Annotated in this window: 25 protein-coding genes; 15 read left to right on the top strand and 10 right to left on the bottom strand. The window is 53.4% G+C overall.

All coding sequences use genetic code 11. The annotated features are described in order from the left end of the window. Window positions 1–507: 507 nt before the first annotated feature. Window positions 508–996, bottom strand: a complete 489-nt coding sequence (locus tag LIO98_RS08480) for a methylated-DNA--[protein]-cysteine S-methyltransferase (protein WP_291955496.1) — start codon at window positions 994–996, stop codon at window positions 508–510. Window positions 997–1261: 265 nt separating this feature from the next. Between LIO98_RS08480 and LIO98_RS08475 the strand changes: the two genes are divergently transcribed. Both LIO98_RS08475 and LIO98_RS08470 read left to right on the top strand, forming a co-directional pair. Continuing rightward, window positions 1262–1813: an XRE family transcriptional regulator gene (locus LIO98_RS08475; protein ID WP_291955495.1), complete on the top strand. Its 552-nt coding sequence runs from the start codon at window positions 1262–1264 to the stop codon at window positions 1811–1813. A 349-nt stretch (window positions 1814–2162) separates the two neighbouring features. After that, window positions 2163–3104: a M14 family metallopeptidase gene (locus LIO98_RS08470; protein WP_291955493.1), complete on the top strand. Its 942-nt coding sequence runs from the start codon at window positions 2163–2165 to the stop codon at window positions 3102–3104. A gap of 89 nt (window positions 3105–3193) precedes the next feature. Here LIO98_RS08470 and LIO98_RS08465 read toward each other — a convergent pair whose 3' ends face one another. Further along, window positions 3194–4546 (bottom strand): glutamine synthetase beta-grasp domain-containing protein, encoded by a 1353-nt coding sequence (locus LIO98_RS08465; protein WP_291955490.1) that lies wholly within the window; start codon window positions 4544–4546, stop codon window positions 3194–3196. 483 nt (window positions 4547–5029) lie between these two features. Here LIO98_RS08465 and modA point away from each other — a divergent pair, with 483 nt between their 5' ends. From modA to LIO98_RS08445, 4 genes are all read left to right on the top strand, one after another. Continuing rightward, entirely contained in the window at window positions 5030–5797 is a 768-nt protein-coding gene (modA, locus tag LIO98_RS08460; RefSeq protein WP_291955488.1) for a molybdate ABC transporter substrate-binding protein, read from the top strand. A 221-nt stretch (window positions 5798–6018) separates the two neighbouring features. Next, a complete protein-coding gene (gene modB / locus LIO98_RS08455) occupies window positions 6019–6729 on the top strand; it encodes a molybdate ABC transporter permease subunit (protein WP_291955486.1) in 711 nt (236 codons plus the stop codon). Between the two features lie 12 nt (window positions 6730–6741). After that, window positions 6742–7815: an ATP-binding cassette domain-containing protein gene (locus tag LIO98_RS08450; RefSeq protein ID WP_291955484.1), complete on the top strand. Its 1074-nt coding sequence runs from the start codon at window positions 6742–6744 to the stop codon at window positions 7813–7815. 750 nt (window positions 7816–8565) lie between these two features. Beyond that, window positions 8566–8901 (top strand): hypothetical protein, encoded by a 336-nt coding sequence (locus LIO98_RS08445; RefSeq protein WP_291955482.1) that lies wholly within the window; start codon window positions 8566–8568, stop codon window positions 8899–8901. Between the two features lie 261 nt (window positions 8902–9162). Here the strand turns inward: LIO98_RS08445 and LIO98_RS08440 are convergent, their stop codons facing one another. Together LIO98_RS08440 and LIO98_RS08435 are read right to left on the bottom strand one after the other, a co-directional pair. After that, window positions 9163–9375 (bottom strand): hypothetical protein, encoded by a 213-nt coding sequence (locus LIO98_RS08440; protein WP_291955480.1) that lies wholly within the window; start codon window positions 9373–9375, stop codon window positions 9163–9165. A gap of 284 nt (window positions 9376–9659) precedes the next feature. Continuing rightward, on the bottom strand, window positions 9660–10703 hold the full coding sequence (locus tag LIO98_RS08435) for a homoserine dehydrogenase (RefSeq protein ID WP_291955477.1): 1044 nt from the start codon (window positions 10701–10703) through the stop codon (window positions 9660–9662). A 202-nt stretch (window positions 10704–10905) separates the two neighbouring features. Here LIO98_RS08435 and LIO98_RS08430 point away from each other — a divergent pair, with 202 nt between their 5' ends. From LIO98_RS08430 to LIO98_RS08410, 5 genes are all read left to right on the top strand, one after another. Next, window positions 10906–11442: a phosphatase PAP2 family protein gene (locus tag LIO98_RS08430; protein ID WP_291955474.1), complete on the top strand. Its 537-nt coding sequence runs from the start codon at window positions 10906–10908 to the stop codon at window positions 11440–11442. Between the two features lie 232 nt (window positions 11443–11674). Next, a complete protein-coding gene (locus LIO98_RS08425) occupies window positions 11675–12469 on the top strand; it encodes a radical SAM protein (protein ID WP_291955501.1) in 795 nt (264 codons plus the stop codon). A 229-nt stretch (window positions 12470–12698) separates the two neighbouring features. After that, entirely contained in the window at window positions 12699–13928 is a 1230-nt protein-coding gene (locus LIO98_RS08420) for an amidohydrolase family protein (RefSeq protein ID WP_291955471.1), read from the top strand. A gap of 42 nt (window positions 13929–13970) precedes the next feature. Beyond that, on the top strand, window positions 13971–15386 hold the full coding sequence (locus LIO98_RS08415; protein WP_291955468.1) for an AbgT family transporter: 1416 nt from the start codon (window positions 13971–13973) through the stop codon (window positions 15384–15386). A gap of 156 nt (window positions 15387–15542) precedes the next feature. After that, the gene (locus LIO98_RS08410; protein WP_291955465.1) at window positions 15543–16214 is read left to right on the top strand and encodes a GntR family transcriptional regulator; all 672 of its coding nucleotides are present in this window, start codon (window positions 15543–15545) and stop codon (window positions 16212–16214) included. Between the two features lie 13 nt (window positions 16215–16227). Here the strand turns inward: LIO98_RS08410 and LIO98_RS08405 are convergent, their stop codons facing one another. Together LIO98_RS08405 and LIO98_RS08400 are read right to left on the bottom strand one after the other, a co-directional pair. Further along, on the bottom strand, window positions 16228–17136 hold the full coding sequence (locus tag LIO98_RS08405) for a DMT family transporter (protein WP_291955462.1): 909 nt from the start codon (window positions 17134–17136) through the stop codon (window positions 16228–16230). Between the two features lie 158 nt (window positions 17137–17294). Continuing rightward, window positions 17295–18209, bottom strand: coding sequence for an HAD family hydrolase (locus tag LIO98_RS08400; protein WP_291955459.1), 915 nt, complete (start codon window positions 18207–18209; stop codon window positions 17295–17297). A 147-nt stretch (window positions 18210–18356) separates the two neighbouring features. Between LIO98_RS08400 and LIO98_RS08395 the strand changes: the two genes are divergently transcribed. The 3 genes from LIO98_RS08395 to LIO98_RS08385 all read left to right on the top strand — a co-directional run bounded on the left by LIO98_RS08395 (window position 18357) and on the right by LIO98_RS08385 (window position 20491). Beyond that, on the top strand, window positions 18357–18752 hold the full coding sequence (locus LIO98_RS08395; RefSeq protein WP_291955456.1) for a (deoxy)nucleoside triphosphate pyrophosphohydrolase: 396 nt from the start codon (window positions 18357–18359) through the stop codon (window positions 18750–18752). Between the two features lie 286 nt (window positions 18753–19038). Further along, window positions 19039–19686 (top strand): hemolysin III family protein, encoded by a 648-nt coding sequence (locus LIO98_RS08390; protein ID WP_291955454.1) that lies wholly within the window; start codon window positions 19039–19041, stop codon window positions 19684–19686. Between the two features lie 22 nt (window positions 19687–19708). Beyond that, window positions 19709–20491: an EFR1 family ferrodoxin gene (locus tag LIO98_RS08385; RefSeq protein WP_291955451.1), complete on the top strand. Its 783-nt coding sequence runs from the start codon at window positions 19709–19711 to the stop codon at window positions 20489–20491. Between the two features lie 125 nt (window positions 20492–20616). Here the strand turns inward: LIO98_RS08385 and LIO98_RS08380 are convergent, their stop codons facing one another. Genes LIO98_RS08380 through LIO98_RS08365 form a run of 4 tightly spaced genes read right to left on the bottom strand, consistent with a single transcriptional unit; the run spans window position 20617 to window position 25472 of the window. Next, window positions 20617–22107 (bottom strand): Na+/H+ antiporter NhaC family protein, encoded by a 1491-nt coding sequence (locus tag LIO98_RS08380; RefSeq protein WP_291955448.1) that lies wholly within the window; start codon window positions 22105–22107, stop codon window positions 20617–20619. A 35-nt stretch (window positions 22108–22142) separates the two neighbouring features. Beyond that, the gene (locus LIO98_RS08375; RefSeq protein WP_291955445.1) at window positions 22143–23186 is read right to left on the bottom strand and encodes a homoserine dehydrogenase; all 1044 of its coding nucleotides are present in this window, start codon (window positions 23184–23186) and stop codon (window positions 22143–22145) included. A 36-nt stretch (window positions 23187–23222) separates the two neighbouring features. After that, window positions 23223–24311: an alanine racemase gene (locus tag LIO98_RS08370; protein WP_291955442.1), complete on the bottom strand. Its 1089-nt coding sequence runs from the start codon at window positions 24309–24311 to the stop codon at window positions 23223–23225. 51 nt (window positions 24312–24362) lie between these two features. After that, window positions 24363–25472, bottom strand: a complete 1110-nt coding sequence (locus LIO98_RS08365; protein WP_291955439.1) for an aminotransferase class I/II-fold pyridoxal phosphate-dependent enzyme — start codon at window positions 25470–25472, stop codon at window positions 24363–24365. Between the two features lie 192 nt (window positions 25473–25664). On the opposite strand from LIO98_RS08365, the gene LIO98_RS08360 reads away from it, so the two are divergent. Next, window positions 25665–26315 carry a GntR family transcriptional regulator gene (locus tag LIO98_RS08360; RefSeq protein ID WP_291955437.1) on the top strand — a complete coding sequence of 217 codons (651 nt, stop codon included), beginning with the start codon at window positions 25665–25667 and terminating at the stop codon, window positions 26313–26315.

The following is a 26315-nucleotide window of genomic DNA, read 5'->3' as shown; positions in this document are numbered from 1 at the left end:
AAAATTCACAAAACCTATTTACATTTTTTATAGAAAAAAGATAAACAGCGATTTATCATTTCCCTTATCGAAGGTAAGTAACGGTTTAGTTTTTGACTTGCCCTTTAAGCCTCCCTCTCTGAGGCGGCCAGAGAGCCGAAATCTTTGATTTCGTGCGATTCGGCTGGTAGTTACATCAGAGGTGTCGGCCGCCTGTTTTTGGCGGCTGACGGAAGGAGTGTTGCTCTGTTTGGCGCGGAAACCGCGCCAAACAGAGCCCGCGGCAAAAGCCGCGGAAGGACCTAAGGTCAACTCTCCCTCACCCCGCTTCGCGGGGAGCTCCCTCTGAGAGGGCACCTTTAAGGGCAAAGTCAAAAGAAAAGCTAAATCGTAATTTATCGTTTTCCCTACCCGAAGGAAATCGGCGTTTAGAAGTGCGAATAACGAAATGACTGGGGGCTTGGTAAGCGGAGGCGCACTAAAGTGCGGTGAGCATTACCAAGCCCCCAGTCATGAAGTTAGTCGTGCTTATAAACGCCGATTTACGTATTGCGCTTCGTGCAGCAGCAGATTGCTCTTCATGTCAAGGCCGCCGCCGAAACCTACAAGTTTGCCGTTGGCGCCGATGACGCGGTGGCAGGGGATGATTATCGCGATCGGGTTTCTGTTGTTCGCCAGCCCCACGGCGCGAAACCCCTTAGGCGAGCCCACGGCGCGCGCGATATCGCCGTAAGTCACGGTGGAACCATATGGTATCTTTTGCAAAGCCTCCCAGCAGCGCATCTGAAAGGGCGTACCCTTCGGCGCGAGCGGCAGCTCAAAACATTTACGTTTGCCTTCAAAATATTCTCCGAGCTGCCGGCCGGTCTCAGCAAGCAGCGGCGTCTCGTTCATATTCAAATCTCCGCGGGGATACGTGCCGCTGGTCTCAAAATGCAGATCGGTCAGCTTTCCGTCTTCCTCCCCGATCGTCAGCATCCCCACAATATCAAAATAACACTTGGCGAAATTCTTCATAACCGCACCCCGCTCTTTTCCATATAGTGACAGGTATCATTTATCATTATATTACGCCATATCTGTATTTTTTCATATGATAATGTTCACCATGCACAACTTTTCTATGGACGTATTATCACTTTTATACTAAACTTTGCTATATATTATGAAAAACCACATTCTGACAGGGTTTTTGATTTGACTTATCAAAAAGTTTTGTTAGACTATATTTGTTTTCCTGAGATGAAAAATTTTTGTCAACGGAAAATAGGGGGATTATACCTTGAGGCTTGGCGAAACAATAAAGAGCCATCGGAAAAAGAGCGGATGGACACTAACGGAACTCTCCGACCTTTGTGAGATTTCCGTAGCGCAGCTTTCAAAGCTGGAGAACAATAAATCAAACCCCAGTATCGAAAGTCTGCAAAAACTCGCGGAGGCCTTTCATGTACCGGTCTCGGCGCTGACCCTGACAACGGAGGTCCCGCCGCCCACACCCGTTATGTGCGGAGAGGGGTATGTTGTTCGTGTGTTGGCCCGCGGCGAGGAAAATGTCACCGCCCGTTATCTGGTCCAGGATCAGAGGTTTAGGATGCAGCCGGTGATACTGACTATTCCGCCAAAGATGATGACGGGAGATAAGCGGTCACACACTGGCGATGAGTTTTTTTATGTACTGAAGGGAAGGGTCTGCTTCGTTTACGGCCTTGACCTTCTCTACGAGATGAACGAGGGTGATTTCCTCTATTATGACGCCGTCGTGGCGCATCATTGGGAAAACCCAAGCGACGAGGAGACGCGCCTTTTGCTTTGCAGCGCTTCCGCTGTGATTTGATAGAAGATACAGCGCCGAGCGAACTTGCGGACAACTGTTTTTAGCGTAGAAATTTTCGTATTTGAGGTATAATGGGTATTGGAGTGTATGTGCATATAATTTTGGCATTGTAAAGTCACCGCTTTAAAGTATTGCTTGGTATCACCGTGCAGACTGAGAATTAAGTAGATAGCAGGATAAAGAGGGCTGTATTTACCGGCTCCTTTTTATCTCTTTTTTATAATTTTATTCTTGTCAGTTATCTGATAATAGAATAATAGAAAAAATTGCGAAAGCTATTGGAAATATCACAGGGGACTGATATTTTCCAAGTTCGGTAAAAAATATATTGAAAAAGAGGGAAGTTGAAATGGGAGGAAAAAAGACAGAGTTATTCCAATTCCAGACAGAGGACGGCAGAAAGATTGAGCTTCCCGTCGCTCTTGTGATCGGCGACGTCGAGGGACCCGACGCGGTAGTCACCGCGGGGATACACGGCGGCGAATACTGCGGCGTGCTGGCGGCGATAAAGCTGTTCCGCGAGCTGTCGCCGGCGGATATCAAGGGCAGCGTAAAGATCATCACCGTCTGTGACACCGCCGCCTTTGAATCACGCAACGTATCATTTTCACCGCTGGACAAGAACAATCTTAACCGCAGCTTTCCGGGCAAGGCCAAGGGGAGCTATAACGGCGTGCTGGCGGCGAAGATATTCGACGAAATAAAGGGGGCCGACTATCATATGGACCTCCATTGCGGCGAGGTGCTGGAGAGATCCGCGCCGTTCGCGATATATCACCGCGGCAGAAAAGGAGAGCTCAACGACCGTTCACATGAGATGGCCTATTATTACGGGCTGCCAAATATCATGATAACGGAGACGGAGGGGCGCTGGTCCGATAAGGGCACCTGCTACGCCAGCGTCTACGAGAACATCGGCATCCCCTCCGCCCTATTCCAGACCGGAGGCCTGGGGATCGCGTCAGCCGACAGCGTAAATACCCATACCGAAGGGATAAAAAATGTCCTGCGCCGCTTCGGCACCCTGCGCGGCAACGTTCAGCCGGTGGGCAGGCCGCAGATATTTGAAAATATGGAGATGGTGTACGCCAAAAGCCGCGGCATTCACTACCGGAGGGTAAGCGTGGGAGATATGGTCAAGCGCGGTCAGATGATCGGGCTGCTCACCGACTATTTCGGCACACCCACGGAAAAGGTCCTTGCGCCGATCGACGGCAAGGTGCTCTTTATGTCGGAGAGCGCCGCGATGTCCGAGAAGGACTTCGTCGCCGCCGTTGGAGTCTGCCGCTAGATTCTTCGCAAGGCACAATACACAAGAAAGCGAAAGCGCCTCCCTTTTTCAAGGGGAGGCGCTTTCTTTATCTTTTTATCTATTTTTAATTAAAAGTAGAGCTCATATTCCTGCGGCGTCGGCGCGTTATAGATGTACTCCGCCTCTGCGCGCTTGGCCTTCGTCCAGAGTTCGATGAGCTTCTCCGGGAAGGCGGGAGCGAGGTATTCTTTGTCTTTTTCCACACCGTCAAGCACGGCGTTGAGGTTGAGCGGGAAGGTAAGCTCCTCTTTCGCGTCCTGGCTCTGGTAGCCGAGCGCCACGGGGTCCATCTTCCTGATTATGCCGTCCGCGCCCGCGAGCACCATCGCCGCGAGGAAGAAGTAGAGGTTGCACGAGGCGTCGCCGGTACGGTATTCAACGCACGTCTCCTCTTTTTTCACATATCCGGGAATACGTACCGCGGCCGCGCGCGAGCCCTTCGCAAAGGTAGCGGAGACCGGCGCTTCGTAACCCTGAACGAGGCGGCGGTAGCTGTTCGTACTGGGGCAGGCGAAGGCAAGCAGACTGCCTGTAAGGCTGTGTGAAAGCATGCCCGCGATGTAGGCGAGTCCCTCCTGTGAAAGGCTGAAGAGCACGTCGCCGGGGAATATCGACTTTCCATCCTTTTCAAGAAACTGATGGACGTGCATCCCGTTGCCCGGCATCTTGTAGAGAGGCTTGGGCATAAAGGTGACGCACAGCCCCCACTCCGAAGCGACCTGGCGGATTATCCACTTCGCGAGCGAAACCATGTCCGCGGCATGCGCCATATCCATGAAGTCGAGCTCTATCTCCAGCTGGGAGACCGCCACCTCGTGATGATGGTACTTCACGGGGATGCCGAGCACCTCCATAAGATGCACCGTCTCGTTGCGGAAATCCATGTAGCTGTCGTCGGGCGGCATGCGGTGGTAAGCCCCGTGCAAGCCGACGCGCGGCTTGTCATTGTAGCCTTCGCCAAGCCCTTCGGAGGACTTAACGCGATAGAAGGCCCCTTCGATGCCGCTCGCGTACTCCGCCTCCTCAAATACATAGTACTCAAGTTCGACGAGCACCTTCGCCGTGTCGGCGATCTTATTGTCGCGCAGGAACTTCTGCGCGTTGCGGATGACGTTCCGCGGATACTGGTCGAAAGTCTCGCGCTCCGTCGAGACGACGTCGCAGAGCACATGCAGCGTCTTGTAATCGTCGCGGAGCTCAAAGAAAGCGGTGGACATGTCAGGGATCGCAACCATGTCCGAGTTGTTCACCTTCGCGTAGCCGTAGTTCGAGGCGTCGAAGCCGATGCCCTCCCGAAGCACCTTGTCGGAGACATACCCGTGAGGCAGAGATACGCTGCGGATATTACCAGCGATGTCCACCATCAGCAAGTTGAGAAAGTCAGCCTCTTCTATGTGGCCGTTATACCGTTCCAGTTGCATTGTTACCCCTCCAGAAAAATTTTTTTACTTACTATCGGAGCCAAATGTTATATTGTCAGCTGTGGGCCTGGTTAGTGTATCACGAATGCCTCGTAAATCAAAGTGCCTCATTTCAGTGATAGAGGGAATTATCTCCGCGGATTATCGCATCTGCTGACACCGTGACATTTAAAATCGTCCATCGCAGCAAATATGATTACAGCAGCCGCAAAAAGGGCGCTCATGCGCGGCGCGGCCATTGCCTGTTGATAAAAAAGATACCGTTTTCATGACGACTGCTGGTTTTCCCCAGTTTTCCTGCCTTTGCCCTATTTCGTGATAAATCACGGCGTATTTTACCTTTGTCAACTATTTTTTGTATTATCGCCACGTCTTTTATATTTTTATTGCAATGCAAGTACATTGCAATAAAGGCCGCGACGATATATAATCTTCTTATGCGGCGGCCAGCCGCGATATACAGAAGATAAAGGAGCGAATTTTATGAAGAAATTATCGTTTTTAGCGCTGGTTTGCGCCGTGATTCTCACGGCGGCCCCCGTCTTCGCGGCGACAGAACTTTCCGTCTTTGCGGCGGCCTCGATGATGGAATCTATGAACCAGATCGCGCAGATGTACCAGAAGGCAGACCCCAACGTAAAGATCGTCTACAACTTCGACTCCAGCGGCACGCTTAAGACGCAGATCGAGCAGGGCGCGGAGTGCGACATCTTCATCTCCGCCGGACAGAAGCAGATGAACGCGATCAACGACAAATTCGTAATGCCGGGAACACGTTTCAACATCGTCGCCAATAAGGTCGTCCTTATCGTTCCCAAGGGCAAGAACGCGACCGGCATCAATAATTTCTCGGATGTCGTCACCGACAAGGTGAAGCTGATCGCCCTCGGCAACTCCGACGTTCCCGTGGGACAGTATTCGGAAGAGATTTTCAAGAATATGGGGCTCTGGGACAAGCTGAAATCCGAGAATAAGATCACCTTCGCAAGCAACGTCAAAGAGGTCCTTGCGCAGACGGCGGCGGCGGCAGTCAGCTGCGGCGTAGTTTACAGCACCGACGCGGCCACCTCGGACGCGGTCGAGGTGGTAGCTTCGGCGCCGAAGGATACGCATAAGCCGATCGTCTATCCCGCGGCAATCATGAAGGATTCGAAGAATAAGGCGGCAGCCGAAGCTTTTGTGAAGTTCCTCAAGAGCGACGCCTGCGCGAACGTATTTAAGAAGATAGGATTTGCTATTCCGGAGAAGTAATATTCAGGCAAATAGGACTTCTCCTCTCTCCTCGTGTGAAGGGGCCGAAACATATCGGTCCCTTTTTTATTAAGCAAACGGCAGTAGGCATGGCAGACAAGCCTCTGTTTCGCGCCGTAAGGCTGGCGGGGCCGCCGGACGCGGCGGCTTGATGATTGGCTTTTTTTTATCTATTGATTTAGAATAACGGGCGGCGTTCAGGCCGCGGGGAGTGACGTTTTTTGGATTGGTTTCCTTTATATAACTCGCTGAGGATCGCGGGGATTTCTACCTTTTTAACTTTTTTTACCGGCATCTGCGCCGCCTATTATATCTCTAAGACCTCAAAGTTCACAAAGGGGGTGCTGGACTGTCTGCTGACGCTGCCGATGGTACTGCCGCCGACGGTGGTCGGTTTTTTCCTGCTGAAGACGATCGGGCCGCTCGGACCGATCGGCTCCGTCGTGATGGATCTTTTCGGCTTCCGTCTCACGATGACCTGGTATTCGGCGATCTTCGCGACGGCGATCGTGACTTTCCCGCTGATGTACCGCACGGTACGCGGAGCCTTTGACGGCTTCGACCATAATCTAACCTACAGCGCCCAAACTCTGGGGCTTTCAAACACTTATATTTTCTGGCATATCATGGTGCCGAACTGTAAGGACGGCATTCTCGCGGCGACGGTGCTGGCCTTCGCGCGCGCCCTCGGTGAATATGGCGCGACGACGATGGTCACCGGCTATATCCCGGGACGTACGGCGACGATCTCGACGACGGTCTATCAGCTTTGGCGCGAGGGCAACGACGCGGCGGCCTATAAGTGGGTAATGGTGAATCTGGTGATCTCCTTCATCGTGCTCGTCGCGGTGAATATGCTCGAAAACAGCTACAGGCAGCCCAAGGGCCGCGCAGTGAACCACACTCTGAGCGAAGAGTTCGAACGGAAGTAGGGAGGGGCCGGAATGTCCGCGATCGTCAATTTTAAGAAGAGGCTCGGAAGTTTTTCCCTCGAGGTAGATTTTGAGGCCGGCAACGAGGTGCTCGCGCTGCTCGGCGGCTCAGGCTGCGGCAAAAGCATGACGCTGAAGTGCATCGCCGGCATCGTAACGCCCGACGAGGGACAGATCATCGTTGACGGCGTGACCTTTTTTGATTCTAAGAGAGGAATAAATCTCCGCCCGCAGCAGCGCCGGACGGGGCTGCTGTTTCAGAATTACGCGCTCTTTCCCAATATGACGACACGGCAGAATATCATGACGGTATTCGAGCACGGCGCGGGGCGGAACGCGAATAAGGAGGAGCGCTATCAGGAGATCGCGCGGCGCTTTTTCATCTCCGGACTGGAGGACCATTATCCCTCACAGCTCTCCGGCGGGCAGCAGCAGCGCATAGCGCTCGCACGCATCATGGCAAGCGATCCCGCGGTGATCATGCTTGACGAACCGCTCTCGGCGCTGGACAGCTTCCTCCACTGGCAGCTTGAGCTGAAACTTTCACGGATACTGCGCGAGTATTCCGGCACGACGATCTATGTCTCGCACAACCGCGACGAGGTCTACAGGCTTTGTGACCGGGTCTGCGTGATAAACGAGGGACATTCGGAGCCGGTGAAGACGGTCGGCGAATTTTTCGACGCGCCGCCGACGCTCGCCGCGGCGATCCTCTCAGGCTGCAAGAATTTCTCGCGTATCGAGATCATCGACAGCCACCGCCTGCGCGCGAGCGATTGGAACATGACCTTCACGAGCGCGCATCTGATACCGGACGAGGCGCGCTATGTGGGGGTACGCGCCCATTATCTGATTCCTGTTGCTGAAGACGAGCGCGACGAAAACACGATTCGGGCGAAGGTCATTGAGGTACGCGACGACGTTTTTTCGGCGGTCATTACCGTACGCCCCAATGAGACCAAGTCGGAGAGCAATTTCGCGGTGATACGCATAGAGCTTTCAAAGGAACTCGCGAAGAATTATCACGCCGGCGAGACTATATATCTAAGGGTCGCCCCATCCGACGTGATGCCGCTGCTGCCCTGATTTTCAGCGGCTGATGATAACACGAAGCCGCCGGGTTCGTAATCGTTTTTAACGACCGCATCCGGCGGATTCTTATATGTGAAAAAATTTACCGCAACAGGCAGGCACTTCACAGACCTCACCGAACTTTACCCGCGTACTGATCCGCATATAAGTCACCGTTTTAACTCGCTAAGCTGAACAAAGAGATGTCCTTTTATTTCCTATGACAAAGAATCATTGTGACAACCAGCTTAGACTGCCGTCTCCGCTGTATAATACAGAGGAACACAACAGAAAATATCGGTCTGGACGGTGTCGTTATGACAAAAGAGACGTTGCGGCAATTAGTGTATGATCTGCTGCTCCAGTACAGACACGGCGCGTCGGCGCCGGAGTTATGGCGGAGGCCGGTCGTCCGCTTTACAGACGCCAGCCATCCGCAAATAGCACGGCTAAGGGAGATCGTGCACCCGGAGCATCACCTTACGACGGATTTTATGGCAGCCCCCACTGTGATCCCCGTCTATTTTCTGCCCTTCAGTATTGAGGTCATCAACAGCAACAGGGGCGGTTATTATGCCTCGGAGCTATGGACTCATGCCTACAGCCATTCGGCAAACGCGGTAAAGGCGATTGACGACGGTCTGGTCAGGGTTATACAGGAGAGCGGCTATCTGGCTGTGAAGCCAACCGGAACAAGCTACGTGACCCCTACAACCTACAAAAGCCGTTGGTCCCACCGGCATATCGCCTGCCTATTTAGGCGGCATGGGCACCTTCGGTATGAACAACCTTTTGCTGACAGACAGCGGCTGCTGCGGTTACCTCTCATCCGTCGTCACCGACCTTCCCCTTTCCCCGGACAAGATGCTGCCGGAGGAGCGGTGCCTGTATAAGAGAAACGGGAGCTGTGGACTGTGCCTGAAACATTGCGTCGGCGACGCCCTAGGCGCGGAGGGGTTCGACCGTGTCAGCTGTTACGCGATGGTGATGCGGACGGAAAAATATTATTCGCAGAGCGGCATTCATTTTGTAAACGCCACTGACGCGTGCGGCAAATGCGCCGCCGGGCTGCCCTGCTCGACCGGTAATCCCGCCAAATAATTCGTACGAATAAGCGGGGAAAAAAGCGCGGCGGCAGACGATGGACCGCACCGTCTCCACGGGCTTCTGCGAAAGCACGTAGAAAGGCGTTTCACCCACCGCCTTCGGTTCTGCCATAATGATCTTCCGTTATGTTCCAATGTTATGATCGGGCAAAATAAAAAGCCCGGCTATTTTCGCCGGACTTAGAATGAATACCAGATAAAGGGCAACCTTAATGGCGCGGATAATATCGCCGCGCCATTAAAAAATCCACCGCCGCTACTGAATCTCCGCTCCGGCCTCGTACTGCTGCGCGTCGGCCTCCGAAGCGTCAGCCCACTGCCGCGCCGTCGACGACAGGTAGCCGTCGAAGAGCGAGTCAAGCTCGCTGAGCCCCCGGCGGTTGGCCTGGGTCATCTGCACGTTTAAGGTGAATACAATGACCGTGATAATAAGTAAAAAAGAAAACCGAATCCTGTCTTCGTTTGACATAATATATAAAAGCTCCCCTTACAGATTACTTGTATGATATATGAGAAAGTCCACCAGCTGCAGCAACGTCCATAATAACTAAGAAATAGGACTGCTGCCCGATAAGAATATAAATATTTTACCATCACACTCATGGCTCCACAAGGTCATCCGCAGGTAAAAAACAACGGGAACACCAATGGCTCCACAAGCCGCCGGTTCTTCCATAAAGGCCGCACCATATAGTAAGAAGGGGGCCGAGACCTTGCCGGCCCCCTTACCAGTTCGTTGTTTACGCTGTCGCTTTATCTCTCCGCAATCAGCGTCAGCAGGTCGCTGTAGACTCCATAGGCGGTCTGCAGGATATCGGGATCGCGCTCGGTCAGCATTATCTCTCCCGCCAGGTCGGTATAGAAGATAAGCGCCGAAGAGCGGCCGTTGACCGAGCACATGGGGTCGGAGAGAGGTAACCGCCGCGGTTCCACGAAGAGCCGCACGGCGCCGTCGTCGCCCCGTTCCGCGCCGCAGATATATTTGATGCGGCAGCCCTCCGTCTCGGCGGCCTTCACATCAGCGGTGGTTATTCCTGCCAGACTTTTGACCTTCACATCCTTCGGCGTATGACGCGCGTCCATAAGGATATTCGCGAGCGCGCATATTTTCGCCGCGCCGTCCCAGCCGTCGACATCCATCGAAGGGTCCGCCTCGGCAAACTGCAGACGCTGCGCCTCGGCGACGGCATCCGCGAAGTTGCCGCCCTTCTCAATTTCGCCGAGGATAAAGTTCGTAGTGGAGTTCAGTATGCCGCGCAGAGCGATGATCCGGTTGCCGCGCAGTCCGGCGCGCGCCATATTGAAGATCGGGGCGCCATCCATTACGATCGTCTCGTAGAGGAATTTCCTTCCCGATGTCTCGGCGAGCTCTTTCAGCTCATTGAAGGACCAGGCCTCGGGCCCCTTGTTAGCGGTGATGACGTCCATTCCCCGGGCAAAGGCCTCTTTGATGTAGCTCGTGGCCGGCTCCCCGTCGCCGATCGAAAGGGTGCTGAGCTCTATAAAAAGATCCGCCTCAGCGGCGGCGATCATCGCGTGGGTGTCGCAGCCGGAGACAAAATCGGGATGTTCGGGCTCAAATCGCCCCAGTTCGCCGTTCATGATTAGAAGGCCGCCAAGATCGAGGCCCCGCGGGTTCATCATCGTACCCTTGCTGCGCGTACAGACGCCGGTGACCAGCACCCGGCAGCCGTAATCGTCGCGCAGCTCGCGCTCCTTTTCCAGCAGAAGCCGCGTAAAACGTACCCCAACGTTGCCAAACCCCGCCATACATATCTTTATCGTCTTTTTTTCCATGGAATCTCCCCTCCATTTTCATTGCTAAGACGGCAATTATATTGTACATCAATATAAAATATCCGCCACATATCCGTCTGATAAAATGAGCATCCGAACCATCCGCTCCTTACAACGGGAGGCTTATGTTTTATACTGTTTGTGCTTCACCGGCACGCGGCAACCGGGCGCCGCCGGACCACCGCGATAAGGAGGGGTCGCCTTGCAGAATTTTGACTTTGCCGTTTTAGATTTCATCCAAAACCATCTGCGCTCTGGGGCGGGAGATTTTCTGATGCCGTTTATCTCCCGTCTGGGGGACAAGGGCTTCATATGGATCGCCGCGGCGCTGCTCCTGGTTTTATTCCCCCGGACACGACGGCTGGGCGTCGCGGTGGCCACCGCGCTGGCGATTGAGATATTTCTCTGCAACGGCCTGATAAAGCCCTTAGCAGCGCGGATTCGTCCATACGACATCAACACCGGCATCCAGATGCTGGTGGCGCGGCCAGCGGATTATTCGTTTCCCTCCGGCCACACTGCGGCCTCTTTCGCCGCCGCGTCTGCCCTATATTTCCGCCGCAGCGGATGGTGGATCCCCGCGGGACTGCTGGCGGCGCTGATCGCCCTCTCCCGGCTCTATCTCTATGTACACTTCCCGACCGACGTCCTCGGCGGCGCGGCGCTGGGCATCCTCAGCGGCTGGCTGGGAGAACGGCTTACGAGCCTTGCCGCCGGCAGAAAGAACAAGATACTGTAACAGCGAAAAGGTAAAAGGTGTGCAATGGCGGCAGCTCGCTGATGAGCCGAAGTATGATATTCAATATCGACTTTATCGTTTACCAATGGACGCCTAATAATGCAAATCTTCCCCATGAGCCTTCCATAACAACATTACGCCAGGCGTTATAATGGCTGTATACGCGCCGCGGCTAAGACGGCGTGAGGTAAAGAACCATGCGTTATGCAGGGACGGGGGTGGAGTGGATACAATGGTGAATGTGAGGCACGTAAAAGTAAAAAACCTGCTGTCGCCGACCAAGCTCGGCGCGGATTTCGTGATAAACCCGTATGTCGGATGCCCACACGGCTGCCATTACTGCTACGCCGCCTGCATCACGCGGGAGCGCGGCGGACGCGCCGAACCGTGGGGTACGTTCCTTGACGTGAAGCACCCAGCCGTGCCGTTCGATCCCGCGAAGATATTCCATAAAGAGATACTCCTAAGTTCAATGACCGACGCTTACAATCCCTACGAGGAACGCGCGCAGGCGACGCGCGCCATCCTCCAATCACTGCTGCCGGCGCAGCCCGATATCACGATCATCACCAAATCGGCGCTCGTGACACGTGACATCGACCTTTTCAAAGAATTTCCTCGCGTAAAGGTCCTCATCTCCTTCAGTTCGCTCGACGACGGATTCCGGCGCAAGATGGAGCCCCACGCGTCGAGCCCGCAAAAAAAGCTCGCCGTGCTCGCAGCGCTGAAAGAAGCAGGTATCGGCACCGGCGTGATGGCGGCCCCCATATTCCCCGGGATAACGGACTGCGCCGCGCTGATAGAGGCCGCCGCTCCTCATGTATCGGAGATGAACTTCGATACGCTGAACCTGCGCAATCAAAACAGAGAGAACATCCTCAACCTCATAAACGCACTGCGCCCCGAACTGACAGGCCTCTACGACAAAATCTACCGCCAAGGACGGAAGGATTACTGGCAGACGCTGCGCGGAGAAATAAAGGACAACTGCCGCCGCTTCGGCGTTAGGGCCTCGGTGTTTTTTTAGTTTTTATCATCGATGTACTGACTATCGTAACATAACCGCTATTTATCCTTACATTTACAACTATTTTTACCCATCAACTTCCAAAATCTCTTGTTTTTAATTAATTTTCAATTTTTTATTTTTACTTAACAGTCTCTATTGATTATCTCATTTTTTACGTATATAATACAGCATGTACCATATATCGTGCATGTTGTACAATATTAAACCTGCATAAAGAGGGATATTCATGGCATACAAGCTTTTCAAAAACGCAAATTTGATTGACGGCAACGGCGGTGAAATTAGAGAAAATATTTCGCTTCTTGTGGAAAACGACCACATTAAGGAGATAGGTAAGCGTATCAGCGCACCTTACGCGGATAAAACCTTTGACTGTAAGGGCAATACCATAATGCCGGGCTTAATTGATGCCCACATGCACCTCGGCCTCGTTGAGATAGAGGTGATAAACCTCTCCCGAAGAAACGCCCCGGGGCTCATGGCGGCAAGGATGTTTAAGAATCTCCGCGAGGCGCTTGACCAGGGATATACCTATGCGCGCGACACGGGAGGAGCCGACGCCGGCTTCCGCGAGGTGGTGAACCTTGGGCTGGCGGTTGGGCCTCGCCTCAAGATCTGCGGCGCGGCGATCGCTCAGACCGGTGGCCACGGCGACGACCGTGTCGCCTCGGAGACACGCCCCTATTCTGAACCGTACATGGGCTTCCGATCCGTCATTGCCGACGGCGTACCAGAGATGCTGAAGACCGCCCGTGAGAATATCCGGCGCGGCGCCGATTTTATCAAAGTAATGTGCGGCGGCGGCTGCGCAAGCCCTACACAGGGTCCGGAAACCTCGCAGTATACGCTTGAAGAGCTGAAAGCCGCTGTGGATGTGGCTGATTCGGTAGGCAGCTATGTCGCCTCTCACAGTTATTCAAACAAAAGCATCGTCCTCAGCGCAAATGCCGGCATACGCACGATAGAGCATGCGAACCTCATGACAAAAGAGACGGCGGCCCTCGTAGCGCAAAAAGGGGCTTTCATCGTACCGACTCAGATAACGTATGAGATCGTCATCGAGAAGAGCCGCGATCTCGTCGCAAAATTTATATACGATAAGTTTGTATCTGTCTGCGAACGAGGATATGAGGCAATACACAACGCAATGGAGGCCGGTATTCCCATAGGAGGTGGAACTGATCTTACCGGAGAGAACACAAAGTACGCTTCAGGAGCTATCGCCTATCAGGCTAAGGCGATGGGGGCGATGGGGGCGATCGTCGCCTTTACGAAGACGAATGCCAAAATCCTTAGGGTTGAAGACGTCACCGGGACTCTGGAGGAGGGCAAGCTCGCGGATATTCTTGTGGTCAACGGCAATCCGCTTGATAATATCGATCTTTTCAAAGACCACCGGAAAAATCTGCTGCTGATAATGCAGGGAGGACATGTACACAAAAACCTGCTTGTTTGATGCCAATTGACTTGAATTTTTATTTATGGAGGGATTGCAAGAATGAAAGATAACACCCAAACAACTGAGATCAAAACCAAGGGATTCCGCGTTCCCCATGTGTGGACGATCATCCTCTTCTGCCTAATACTGGCCGGAATTATGACATATATCGTTCCCGCTGGAGTATATGACAGGGTAGATGTAGCTGGACGCCAGGTCATCGACCCCACGACCTTCCACCTTGTAGAGCCCTCGCCGGTCGCTCCCTTCGACTGGTTCGTCTGTATCATCGACGGCCTCACGGCCTCAATGGCCATTATGTCAATGATCTGGTTTACGATCGCGGCGACCGACGTCTACACTGAGAGCGGCACACTGCATAAAATGGTCGGATGGATAATCAAGGTCTGCCGCGGCAATTATCTTCTCGTTATGGGAGCGCTGATGGCCTTCTTCGCCGTACGCGGCGCGATGGGGGCCTTCGAGCTCCATATACCCTTTGTGCCGATGACGATAGCGCTTGCGCTTGCCTGCGGCTGCGACGTAATGACAGGCCTTGCCATCGCGATGATACCCACCTTCGCAGCCTTCGCTTACGGGCCGATAAATGTCTACACCGTCGCCGTAGCACAGGGTATCGCTGGGCTTCCAGTCTATTCGGCGATGACCTTTCGCGTCGTGATATGGCTGGCAATGATGGTAGTCACCTTCTGGTTCGTCCTGCGTTACGCTGCAAAGGTAAAGGCCGATCCAACCGCGAGCGTCACCGGTTTCACCAATCCTTCGGCGGCAAATATCGATATCGCGGCTCTGCAAAAGGAGAAGATGACCGGACGCCAGAAACTCTTGATGTTCATGCTGCTTGCGACCATCGGCCTACAGATGGTCGGTCCGATGCTTTGGAAATGGAGCTTCGCGGAGATTGGGGCGCTCTGGCTTATCTCCGGCATTATCGCGGGAGTCGTCGCTGGTTTCAATAATGAAAGAATATGCGACATCATGGGCAAAGCCTGTGCTGGAGTATTCGTCGGAGTCGTCTGCATCGGCTTCGCGCGCGCTGTCTCCGTAGTACTGACGAAGGGCAATATCCTCGACACCGTCATCTATGGCCTCTCCATACCGTTAAAACAGATTCCATCGTCGCTCTCGGCGCTCGGGATGCTCGTTATACAGGCGATCATCAATTTCTTCATCCCCTCCGGCTCTGGCCAGGCGGCGGTGACGATGCCGATAATGGCCCCGCTTGCGGATGTTGTCGGCCTGACGCGTCAGACGGCAGTTATGGCCTTCCAGCTTGGCGACGGGCTCACAAACATAGTGATTCCGACAATGGGCGCTTTGGTTGTCTACATCGGCGTCGCGAAGGTACCCTTTTCAACCTATTTTAAGTGGGTGCTGCCGCTCTATGCGATGCTGATGGGTATCGGCGCGGCGGGACTGCTTGTAGCAACCTTTATCAAGCTCGGGCCATTCTAAGAGGTTGTGTCCGGCAGAATATTTATTGCGGCAGGCCGCGCGATCTCCTATGTCCGAAGAGTTCACTCGGCCTGCCGTATTGTATTTATCTCTTTAATTATCCTATAATGGAGAAAAAGAGACGAAAGTACCGTCATTCTGTCGGGAGGATTTAAAATGCAGCCCATAATAAAAGTGCCTACGCTGAGCGAGCTGGCTTACGAAAGTATAAAAGCACAGATTTTATCATGCAAAATACGACCTGGTGAAAGAATAAACATCGACCAATATTCAGAAAGTCTGGGAGTAAGCACGACGCCCGTTCGCGAAGCTCTCTCAAAACTTCAGCAAGAAGGGCTGGTACAATATATCCCCCGAACTGGCTGGAAGATATCGCGAATCTCCAAACAGGAATTCCGCAAGCTTCAGGAGTTGAAATCCCTGCTTGAGATAGCACTCGCTGAGCGGGCGCTCCCTTTTATAAAACCAGACAACATACCACAGATGGTCCTGCTGAATAATGAAATGAAAGAATTATTCAAACCTTGCTCCGACGGGAAGCCTGACCTTGAAAAACTGCTCGAAGCAAACGACCGTTTTCATATGTATATCTTCAAATTTTACGATAATGACATTATGATCGAAATATTACAGCAGACGTGGAACAACCTTAGATATGCCAGGCTTATCTGGATATCATCCGAAGAGTTCCTCAATAACTTCTACGAGGAACATAACGAGATAATCGCCGCCATCAGGGACAACGACAGCGCCGCGCTGAGACGGGCCGTCGAGAAGCATCTGCGCTGCGGGCTCGGCTATATGGAGGCCTGCCTTGAGGATAAGTAGGGACTAAGGGCCGTCAGCTTCGCTTTCTCGGCGGTATCGAGGTGCAGACTATCGCGACCAGTATCAGCAGACAGCCGGTGATTTCGTGCGTCGACGGTATCTGATCGACGAAGAGCGCCGTCAGTCCGACCGCGACGACGATCTCAAGGGTACAGAGGAGGCTTGCCACCGCGGCTGGAATGTATTTCAGCGCCGTAAAAAACGCGCCGTAGGCTAGCAGGCTTCCCGTGAAGGCCTGCAGCGTCATGATCGAAAACAGCGGCGCCGTGAGGCAGCAGAGATCGCCCCAGCCATAGTAAAAGCTCTTGAAGACAAAGAGCATTACTATCCCGAAAACATTTGAATAGAAGAGAAGCCCGAATTCGTTCATCTTATGGGAGAGCGAGAAGCGACGCGTGACAAGTACCTGTCCCGCCATGCCGAAAACGGCGAGGAACCCCCACAAGAGCCCAGGCAGCGAGATCGACCGTATCGCCTCGGCGCTTCCGCCCATGCCGATATAGACCCCCACAACTATCAAAAGCCCAGCTACGACCTGCAGAAAGGTCGGTTTTTCGCGCGTAATGAAGAGCGAACCGATGATCGCCGCAAGCGGGAAAGTATAGTGTATGACAAGCGCCTCGGCAACCGTCAGGTATTCAAGCGAGGTGAGGAAACCTCCGCCGGCGAATGCCACGGAAAGCGTACCGGAGATAAAATAAAAACGCAGCGTTTCGCGGTCAACGCGGAAGACTTCGAACTTTCTCATCACAAGCAGCCCGATGCCCACGGAGGTCATTGTGAAAAGCGAACGGAATACCATGACGGACATAAGGTCCATCCCCGCCGCCGCCAGTACCTTCGCGATCGGGCTGATGAGCCCCCAGCAGGCCGCCGCGAATAGAGCGAACCCCGCCCCACGCCAATAATTGTTCAAAGCCATACAAATACCTCCAAGACGAAGCTGCCCCACGCGCCGCATCCATGCGATTTAAGCTGCCGGACGCCGCAAAAAACGGCACCCGGATGAATATATCATATTTCCGGGCTTTTGCTCACGCGCGCGAAATTTTTTGTGAAGATCTACAACGGCAAAAACCTTTACGACAGATGACGCGGCGCGGCGGAAATGTTGTCGAAGACCTTTTCCCGTTCGCTGCCGTAGATGCGCTCGGCCATCTCCTTTATCTTTTCCGTTATCCACATATAGGCGGTAGTGTTTTCGCGGTAGTCGGCCTCGGCGAACATATTGACGCGCCCGTCCATACGCAGCTGTTCCGCCTGCGCAAAGGCCTTCCGGTTTCCGCGCGGATAGATGGCGAAGGTCGCGCCGCCGTTTTTGTTGACGACCGAGAAGGCTGGAACGTCGCTCGGGCCGTCGGCAATGTAGATCATATTTTTAAAGTTCACGCGCCGCTGCTCCTCGGGGATGTTCGTGTTCACCTCAATACGCCCGTCGGAAAGCCAGACGCCTTTATTTATCTCAAAAAGCGCCCGCGTCTTGGTGGTGTTGTCTATCGTATAGCCGACCTCGCTGATCACCGGTACGCCGTCAGCGCCAACCTCCTCGATGAGCTCGCAGCCCCAGACGTTTTTCACGTAGGGCATGACAGAGGAGCCGCGGATGACCTGCGTCATGCCGGTGCTGACGATATACTGCTCGACCTTGATATCGTATTCCTCGTATTTGGCCTCGCCGCGCAGGAGGTTGTTTATCGTATCGAATATCTCCGGCACACCGGGATAAAAATTCAGCTCACGGCCAAATTCATATAGTTTTCTGTTGTTCAGCCCAGGAAAGATCCCGCGCTTCACACAATGGATAAAGTGGCTGAGGTAGATGGTGTCGGGATTGACACGCACATTCTGCGTCTCCAGATACATCTGCGGCAGGGCGTTGACCTCCGCCCAAAAACTCTCCGCGTCGATCCTATACTCCTTAAAGATCGGGTCCTGCATGTAACCGTCTACCAGCGTCTTGTCAAAGTCCCATATCACCGCGATGATGTTGGGCATCCGTACCATCCTCCTTCTAGTGTTGTTTTATCAATATTTATACTCCGTTTAAGTGTATAAAAGTGCGCCGTTATGTCAATCCCCATCTCCGCCGCTTGCAAAAACGCCTATAATATGTGCGGTATAGAAGGAAACGGAGGGTACTGGATGAAGATGACGGAAGTGGTGGCGGCGCTGATTTGGGACGATGATAAATTCATGATCTGCCAGCGTCCGGCGGAGAAGGCGCGCGGCCTGCTCTGGGAGTTTGTCGGCGGCAAGGTGGAACCTGGCGAAACGAAGAAGGAGGCGCTGATACGCGAATGCCGCGAAGAGCTTGGCGTCGTTATCTCCGTGGGCGGCGTATTCACGGAGGTCGAACACCGATATCCCGACATCTGCGTTCACCTCACACTCTTTAACGCGAAAATTGCGGATGGCGTGCCGCAGAAGCTTGAGCATAACGACATCCGCTGGATAAAGAGAGAGGAGATCCCCCTTTACGATTTCTGTCCCGCGGACGTGGAGATTTTACGAAAGCTGAAAGATTACCGCGGCACCTAACACCTTTACAGCGGCAGCCTCTGACCACCTGTTCCGGCATCCCAGTTTGTTTCGGGATGCCGTTTTTTGTTTTTACGGATGATTTATTTAAGGTAACTATAAGACATTTTTTATTAATATTATTATCTCATAGTTAATATATCAAAAACAACGAAAGGCTTACGCTAAATAAAAAAGAGAAATTATTAATTAACCTTTCTTAACTAAAAATACAGAGCCTTCATTTCCACTTTTCATATTAGCGGTATAATATCTTTACAAGGCTCTAAAGGAGGCATCCGCCTGAATGAAAAAAGACAAAAGAGAGATCACAAGCTCTCTCACTCATCTCGCGGGGGCGCTCTTCGCGCTCGCAGGGACGATAAAACTGGCTTACGACGCCTTCGGCGAGGAGGGCGTCGCCGCATTCGTCTCCGTACTAGTCTTTGGGATCAGCATGGTCGTGTTATATTCGACAAGCTCGATCTACCATTGGTGCTGCGCCGTTCAGACGCGCGCGGCGAAATTCATGCAGCGGCTAGACCACATCGCGATCTTTTTGCTGATCGCGGGAACATACACACCGGTGTGCGTGATCACGCTCGGATATCCGCTCGGATATATCATGCTCTCTCTTGTCTGGGGCGTCGCCGCCGCTGGGCTGTTGATGAAGATATTCTGGATGGAGGCCCCCGTCTGGCTCTCCTGTTCGCTCTATGTGGCAATGGGCTGGATCGCGGCCTTTTTCATCGTACCGCTGGTACACGCGCTCACGCCGGGCGCTCTCGTCTGGCTCGTGACTGGCGGACTTCTATACACCGCAGGAGCCGTCATCTTCGGGCTTGAGCGGCCGCGGCTTTCCTTCTCGTGGTTTGGACCGCATGAACTCTTCCATCTCTTCGTGATGGGAGGCTCCCTCTGCCACTATATTACAGTTTCCCATTATCTGGCCTAAGGCCGGCAACGAGGTGAATAATATGGATATCAAAAATGCCGTATCGGTATATTTCAGCCCCACAGATTCGACACACAGGATACTGTCCGCGGTCACGGAAAGGCTGCCATGGCCGGTTCAGGAGCTGGACATTACGGATTATCCGGCAGACGACGGAGAATACCGCCTCTCGGCGAATGAACTGCTGCTGGCAGGCGTGCCGGTCTACGGCGGACGTGTGCCTGCCACGGCGGTACAGCGCCTGAAGAACCTCTACGGAGACGAAACTCCGGCGGTGATCGTCGCCGTCTACGGAAACCGCGACTACGACGACGCCCTGCTCGAGCTGCGGGATCTCCTCGAACAGCGTGGTTTCCGGGTCGTCGCGGCGGCGGCCTTTATCGCCGAGCATAATATCATGCACTCCGTCGCGGCGGGACGCCCCGACGAACAGGATTTTAAGGCGATTGAAAAGTTTGCCCAAGATGTCGTGAGTAAACTTACCAAGATCAACAGAGCCGCTGCCGCCGACCCGCTGGTACTGAAGGGGAATTTGCCATACCGCGAATATAACGGCGTGCCCTTTAAGCCCTCGGCCGACGACAGCTGCGTTAAATGCGGCCTCTGCGCCGCCAAATGTCCCGTAAAGGCTATCCCAGCGGAAACTCCCGAGAATACCGATACGGAAAAATGTATCACCTGCATGCGCTGCATCAAGGTCTGTCCGCAGGGAGCGAGATCCCTCAACAAGCTCATGCTCTGCGCGGCGGAAAAGCTCTTCGCGCTGAAGAACTCAAAGAGGAAAGAGCCGGAGATTTTTATTTAGGTTTCCGGCATAGGGGGCGGTGGCGACACTGACGTTTTCACTGTTTACCAAAATATAGCAAAAAAGGCGGAGCATACGCGATCGAAATTCGCGCAGCTCCGCCTTTTTATATCCCAAGCTATCTGTTAATTTGGGTCTGAAAGCAGCTCTTCTTCCACTTGATAATCTCGGTCCTCGACCTTTTTCAGTCTGACCGCAGGCTCTTCAGGCAGGCCAAACAGCGGTATGAATCTGTCCCAGCCGGTAAAGGTCAGAACATATATCGAGACGACACAGATTATTCCCATGAAGTTGTAATATAGGTCTCCTATTGTAAAGTGATAAAGCGGATATACCGCCGCCGCCAGCCCCATGTAGTAGGCAACCCCCGTGTGCCAGGGAATCAGCGCGGCGGAATGAACGCCCACGGCGTCAGAAAAGAGCGCGTTTCTGTTGCGCAGTTTGTATTTGTCCTCCTCCGATCCCTCGACATTATTGTTGATTATATCTTTTAAAACCGGCCCAACCGTCGCCATCTGCGACATCTCCTCATTAACGGTGGCGTTGATTATGAGGCACAGCAGCCCGTTGCAGACGACAAGGTGGCGCACCCTGCGGCTGATCCTTACAAAGAAGGCCGCAATCGGGCCAAAGGCGTCCATTTTACGCATTACCGCGCCAAATCCCATCGCCCAGAAGAGCATTATGACAGCCCAGCTTCCGGCGCTTTCAAAACCGGACTGCACAAGTCCGATGACGTCCGAAATCGAAGTGACTGTCCCCGCGGCATATCCGAAGGCAATCGCGCAGACTATGCCGGTGGAAAGGCAGCTGATGGTATCCATGCGCATGACAGCCATTGTAACGACAATTATCACCGGAATTATCATATAGAGCGGCACACCGTCTTTTACCTGGGCAAGCAGGGTGAGCACCGCGGGACGCTCCTCCTCGAGTACTTTTATCGTCTCCTGTGACATCGCTGCCAGTATCTTTGACGGATCTCCCGCGGTGTCGGGAAGGCCCATGGCCACGCTTAATGAATAGAAGCAAATAGCTGCAAGGATGACGCATAATACAGACCACGGCCCCTGCGCACGTATCCGGTCGACAACTTTGACCCCCTGCAGGCCCGAGCTGAGTATCGTCGTATCGGAGATAAGTCCGATGTTGTCGCCAAAGGCGGAGCCGCCCACCGCCGCGGCAAAGGTCATCGCGGGGTTGCCGCCTACTACGTTGCAGAGCCAGATAAAGATGGGAATGCAGGCCGCGAAGGTTCCCCATGATGTACCGGTGGAGACGGAGAGAACGCATGTCGTAAGGAACGCGACGACGGCCACCGTCTTTCCCGTGACCCCAACATGAAGGAATAGGGAGATAGCCGCCGCGCCGACGCCGGTGCTCATGAATATCTCCGCCAGCGCGTATGCGAGCATCAGGATAAAGGCCAGCAGCGTGGCCTCTTTCGCGCCTTCGACGGCTTCGTTCATGATGTCCGCGAACTTCATCTTCTCGGTGAACTTACATATAAAAGCCGCGACAAAAAGACCTATAGAGGCGGATATAAGGATATCCACGCCGTTCACAACCATTACCGCAAGAAGAATGACAGGAGAAAGCTTCAAAAACTCTAACATTTCAGTACCTCCTTTTTGTAATTATGTATCTGTTTTTATTGTGTACTTTCTATCAGCGTACAGAGATCGCTGTAGACGCCGTAGGCCGTCTGCAGTATCCCGGGGTCGGTCTGCACTATGGAGATCTCCCCGGCAAGGTCCGTGTATAGGGTGACTGCGGCCGACGTTCCGTTAACGCTGGCAAGGGGATCGCCGAAGGGGATAAGCTCGGGTTTGACACTTAATTTAAGGCCGCCATTTTCATCACCGGCTTCAGCGCGGCAGAGATACTTTATCCGGCAGCCCTTTTCGCGCGCCGCCGCGATATCCGCGGCGTCAATGTCAGCGAGGCTTTCCACGTGGACCGCCTTCGGATTGGCCTTCGCCCCCATCAAGATATTTGCCAGCGCGCAGATCTTAGCCGCGCCGTCCCAGCCATCGACATCCATCGAGGGGTCGGCCTCGGCAAGCTGTATGCGCTGCGCCTCTTTGACCGCCGATTCATAGCTACCACCTCTCTCAAGCTCCCCCAGCACAAAGTTCGTCGTACCGTTCAGGATTCCCTTTATCCCAAGAATCCTGTTCCCGCACAGGTTTTTTTTGACTAGATTAAAGACAGGCGTGCCATCCATCACAATCGTCTCGTAGAGGAACATCCGCCCCTTTTCCTCAGCGAGGGCGTTGAGTTCGTCAAAGCGCCATGCCTCCGGTCCCTTATTGGCGGTTATTACGTGCATACCGCGGTTAAGCGCCGTTCTGATGTAACTCGCCGCCGGTTCGCCGTCGTCGATGGACAGTGTCGTAAGTTCGATGAGCAGATCTGCCTCCGACGCGGCGATCATAGTTTCCGTGCCGCAGCGGACAAAATCATCGTCCTTTTCGTCAAAGCGGCCCGCCTCTTCGTTCATTGCAAGAACCTTTTTAAGGTCAAGACCTTCGGAGTTCAGCAGTGTACCCTTTGAACGGGTACATATGCCGGTAAGACGCATTTCACATCCGTATTCCGCCCTTAACTCTGCCTCCTTTTCCAAAAGCAGACGCGCAAACCTTACGCCGACATTACCAAAGCCGGCCATGCAATACCTGATTATTCTGCTCATAAGCTCCTCCTTTGATCTGTTAATGGATTTGCCGCATCAACTTACATATCGTTTTTCGATGAGTGGGTTTTCAGTGGCGAAGAGCATCGCCTGATAGTGGAGCGTGAAAGAAACTATATCCCCGAGGCGGTAATCATTCTCGCTTTCTTCAATATCTATTATCATGTGGTCGCTGCTCGCGCCCAGTATCTTTATCCCCGGATCGTCTGGAATGAGCTTTTCCGGATCGCCAATGTCAAAGGCTCCTAGGGCAAGCAAAGCCCGCCGGCGAACGCCTCGGTCTTCGTAATGGCTGTGGGAGCCAAAGCAGTTTGTACCCAGTTCGCCGATCGGATGCGTCGGCTTTCTGCCTATTTCAATTATCTCCGCTTTGAGCACAAGCCCTCTGTTGGAAAGCCCTTCGACTGGACAGCGCCACTGACCGGCAAGATCGCAGGGAACGACGATCGCCTCTCCGATACGAAGATTATTTATTCCCTCAGGCATAGCTCCGCGCAGCAGAAGCGGAAGAGAGGTCGTGTTACCACCGGATACCACCGTCAGCTTTCTGCCAATGAGTTTTTCGATATCCGCGGCATTCGCGGCAAGTTCGGAAAGGTTCTTTTCCGTCGGGATAATGGAACCATAGCAGGTAAGATTGACACCAACGCCGTAAAGACAAAGATTTTTAAGTTCGCGTTCGACGTAAAGCGCCGTTTCGATAAACCTTTCGCCCTCAAATATCCCCTCCCGCAGATCCCCGAGGTCGCGCATTAGTATTATCTTGTGAAAGCGGCTGGCTGCGCCCGCCGCACAGTCAAGGGCTCTAAGCGTATCAAGTTCGGAATTGAGGCTGATATCGCAAATCTTCACAACCTCATGCACTTCAGAGAGCATCGGCAGGCGCAGTCCAAGAGTCTCCACGGCCAGCCCAGCCTCTTTCACCGCCGCAAGATGCGGCAGCCTTGAACTTGCCAGGGTTTTGTATCCGGCCTCGACCAGAACCTCACTTATGCCGGGAAGGGCGTTGAAACCCTTCAGTACGGCAAATGGCTCGACGCCGTTCCTTCTGCATTCGCCAAGTAATATTTCCGCGTTGCGGCGAATAATTTTGTCGTCTATCTCAAGCAGAGGATATCTATCCATCAGTTTTTCCGACAGATCCGAGAGCCGGTGAGGGCCCCCGGGCCTCTGTCTCTATCCTCTGGCCTCTCTGATCGCCGCGGAGATTCCCGCAAGGCCGGCTTTAAGTTCATCTTCGAGCGGCCAGGCGTATCCGATGCGCATATAACGGTCCTCAAAGCCAAACCAGTGGCCGGGGCCGATATAGGTGCCGTATTTATCGTTCATGACCTTATAAAACTTTTCGATATCGACGCCGGCGGATTCCTTGACGCGTGGGAAACAGGTACAGGCCGCGCGCGGCTCGACCCATTCGACAAATTCCTCGTGCTCCACCCAGTCCTTGACAATGGCGAAATGCCTCGCGATAAGGGCGTCATTTTTTGCGATCCATTCCTTTTTCTGCGAGAGCGCGGCGAAACCAATATATTCGTCGACGACGCTGCCGCCGATGCAAACCTGTTCTTTCGCCGCCAAAAGCATATCCATCATCTCTTTATCCTGGCAGACGGCCCAGCCGATGCGGATTCCCGGTATGCCGTAGGTCTTCGAGAGCGAGGAGATGGAGATAACCTTTGGCGAGAGCGATGCGGCGACGGGCAGCACCTCGTCCTTGAACATATCGCGGTATGTCTCGTCCATAAGCAGCCATACGTTGTGTTTCTCTGCGACGGTGATGACTCTCTTAACCTCTTCCAGCCCCATCATCGTGCCGGTGGGATTATGCGGGTTCGTCAATGAGATGTACTTCGTATCAGGACGGATCATCGATTCAAGTCTTTCGATATCTACGCGGAAACCCTCTTCAAACTTCTGGTCGAGGTAGCCGACATCCGCGCCGATCGCTTCAGGCGTCGCGATATTCGTGCCATAGTTAGGACGCGCGACTATCATGTGGCTGCCCGGCTCAAGCAGCAACGAGGCGACGAGAAATAGCGCCGACGCCGCGCCGCCGGTGATGATGACACAGTCCGGGTCGGCGATATTCGACTGTTCGGCGATAAGCTTTCTGAGACGCGGGTCTCCGAGATGGTCTCCATAGGGAAGAAGGATGTCGTCCAGTACGATTCCCAAGTCCTTGATATTGCGGTCACGGACGGAAGTTTCGGTGAGATTGTTCTTGATCTTCTCATAGCCGAACTGCTCTGGCGACTCCTTTTCGATGGGCATACGCGTATACTTCATTACAGCACCTCCATATATAGTTATTCAAGTTTATTGAATTCTACTGCATCCCTATGTATTCTATTGGATACAACTGTATTATAATCAAAAAAGAATCATCCGTCAACTATTTTGCCTATTGTTTTTATTACATAAACAGAGGTACAATATATACAATGGGATACAATAATAACCATCACGGGAGAGATGATTATGGACAGCTTTATTGAGCAGACCGCCCCAGGGGTCGCCTATTCCGAGATAAAAAAGATGATCATGCTGAAAAAGTTAAAACCTGGGCAGCGGCTCGCGGAGATAACGCTTTCGCAGGAAATCGGGGTAAGCCGCACGCCGGTGCGCGAAGCACTGCGCAAGCTTACGCTTGAAGGGTGGCTGCGCATGGTGCCCAACAGCGGCGTCTGGGTCGCTTTGCCTACGCGGCGCGAAATGATGAACGCCTATGAGGTCCGCGCCAAGCTGGAACAATGGGGCATCGAAGAGGCGATGCCGAATGTCACACCGCTTCTGCTGCGGCACCTGGGGGAGAACATCGAAGAGGAGCAGGCGGTCTACGACGGCAGGATAAGCGCCGAGAAATACCCGGAGATAAACAGCCGCTTCCATTTAAGCATCGCGGAGGCCGGCGGCAACGATATCCTCTGCCAGCACATCCGCACGGCAATCAACACGACGGACGTCTATATGGTGCTTTATGAGAATTATCTTGACTTTTCAAATAACCGCAGCCTCTCCGAACACCGCGAGCTGCTGGAACTCATAAGAGAGAGAGACACCGAGGCGGCGATAAAAAGGATAGGGGTGCACGTACATAACGGGTTCCTCGATTTGAAGCTGGATCTTTAA

Source organism: Cloacibacillus sp. (genome assembly GCF_020860125.1).
In the GTDB taxonomy this organism is placed as follows: Bacteria; Synergistota; Synergistia; order Synergistales; family Synergistaceae; genus Cloacibacillus.
This window is presented reverse-complemented; position numbering and strand designations above follow the sequence as displayed.

What these genes read in the sequence shown, in the direction of transcription:
- LIO98_RS08480 (WP_291955496.1), bottom strand. Translation starts at nt 996, where the DNA reads ATGAAGAATTTCGCCAAGTGTTATTTTGATATTGTGGGGATGCTGACG.
- LIO98_RS08470 (WP_291955493.1), top strand. Translation starts at nt 2,163, where the DNA reads ATGGGAGGAAAAAAGACAGAGTTATTCCAATTCCAGACAGAGGACGGC.
- LIO98_RS08465 (WP_291955490.1), bottom strand. Translation starts at nt 4,546, where the DNA reads ATGCAACTGGAACGGTATAACGGCCACATAGAAGAGGCTGACTTTCTC.
- modA (WP_291955488.1), top strand. Translation starts at nt 5,030, where the DNA reads ATGAAGAAATTATCGTTTTTAGCGCTGGTTTGCGCCGTGATTCTCACG.
- LIO98_RS08450 (WP_291955484.1), top strand. Translation starts at nt 6,742, where the DNA reads ATGTCCGCGATCGTCAATTTTAAGAAGAGGCTCGGAAGTTTTTCCCTC.
- LIO98_RS08445 (WP_291955482.1), top strand. Translation starts at nt 8,566, where the DNA reads ATGGGCACCTTCGGTATGAACAACCTTTTGCTGACAGACAGCGGCTGC.
- LIO98_RS08440 (WP_291955480.1), bottom strand. Translation starts at nt 9,375, where the DNA reads ATGTCAAACGAAGACAGGATTCGGTTTTCTTTTTTACTTATTATCACG.
- LIO98_RS08435 (WP_291955477.1), bottom strand. Translation starts at nt 10,703, where the DNA reads ATGGAAAAAAAGACGATAAAGATATGTATGGCGGGGTTTGGCAACGTT.
- LIO98_RS08425 (WP_291955501.1), top strand. Translation starts at nt 11,675, where the DNA reads ATGGTGAATGTGAGGCACGTAAAAGTAAAAAACCTGCTGTCGCCGACC.
- LIO98_RS08420 (WP_291955471.1), top strand. Translation starts at nt 12,699, where the DNA reads ATGGCATACAAGCTTTTCAAAAACGCAAATTTGATTGACGGCAACGGC.
- LIO98_RS08415 (WP_291955468.1), top strand. Translation starts at nt 13,971, where the DNA reads ATGAAAGATAACACCCAAACAACTGAGATCAAAACCAAGGGATTCCGC.
- LIO98_RS08410 (WP_291955465.1), top strand. Translation starts at nt 15,543, where the DNA reads ATGCAGCCCATAATAAAAGTGCCTACGCTGAGCGAGCTGGCTTACGAA.
- LIO98_RS08405 (WP_291955462.1), bottom strand. Translation starts at nt 17,136, where the DNA reads ATGGCTTTGAACAATTATTGGCGTGGGGCGGGGTTCGCTCTATTCGCG.
- LIO98_RS08400 (WP_291955459.1), bottom strand. Translation starts at nt 18,209, where the DNA reads ATGCCCAACATCATCGCGGTGATATGGGACTTTGACAAGACGCTGGTA.
- LIO98_RS08395 (WP_291955456.1), top strand. Translation starts at nt 18,357, where the DNA reads ATGAAGATGACGGAAGTGGTGGCGGCGCTGATTTGGGACGATGATAAA.
- LIO98_RS08390 (WP_291955454.1), top strand. Translation starts at nt 19,039, where the DNA reads ATGAAAAAAGACAAAAGAGAGATCACAAGCTCTCTCACTCATCTCGCG.
- LIO98_RS08385 (WP_291955451.1), top strand. Translation starts at nt 19,709, where the DNA reads ATGGATATCAAAAATGCCGTATCGGTATATTTCAGCCCCACAGATTCG.
- LIO98_RS08380 (WP_291955448.1), bottom strand. Translation starts at nt 22,107, where the DNA reads ATGTTAGAGTTTTTGAAGCTTTCTCCTGTCATTCTTCTTGCGGTAATG.
- LIO98_RS08375 (WP_291955445.1), bottom strand. Translation starts at nt 23,186, where the DNA reads ATGAGCAGAATAATCAGGTATTGCATGGCCGGCTTTGGTAATGTCGGC.
- LIO98_RS08370 (WP_291955442.1), bottom strand. Translation starts at nt 24,311, where the DNA reads ATGGATAGATATCCTCTGCTTGAGATAGACGACAAAATTATTCGCCGC.
- LIO98_RS08365 (WP_291955439.1), bottom strand. Translation starts at nt 25,472, where the DNA reads ATGAAGTATACGCGTATGCCCATCGAAAAGGAGTCGCCAGAGCAGTTC.
- LIO98_RS08360 (WP_291955437.1), top strand. Translation starts at nt 25,665, where the DNA reads ATGGACAGCTTTATTGAGCAGACCGCCCCAGGGGTCGCCTATTCCGAG.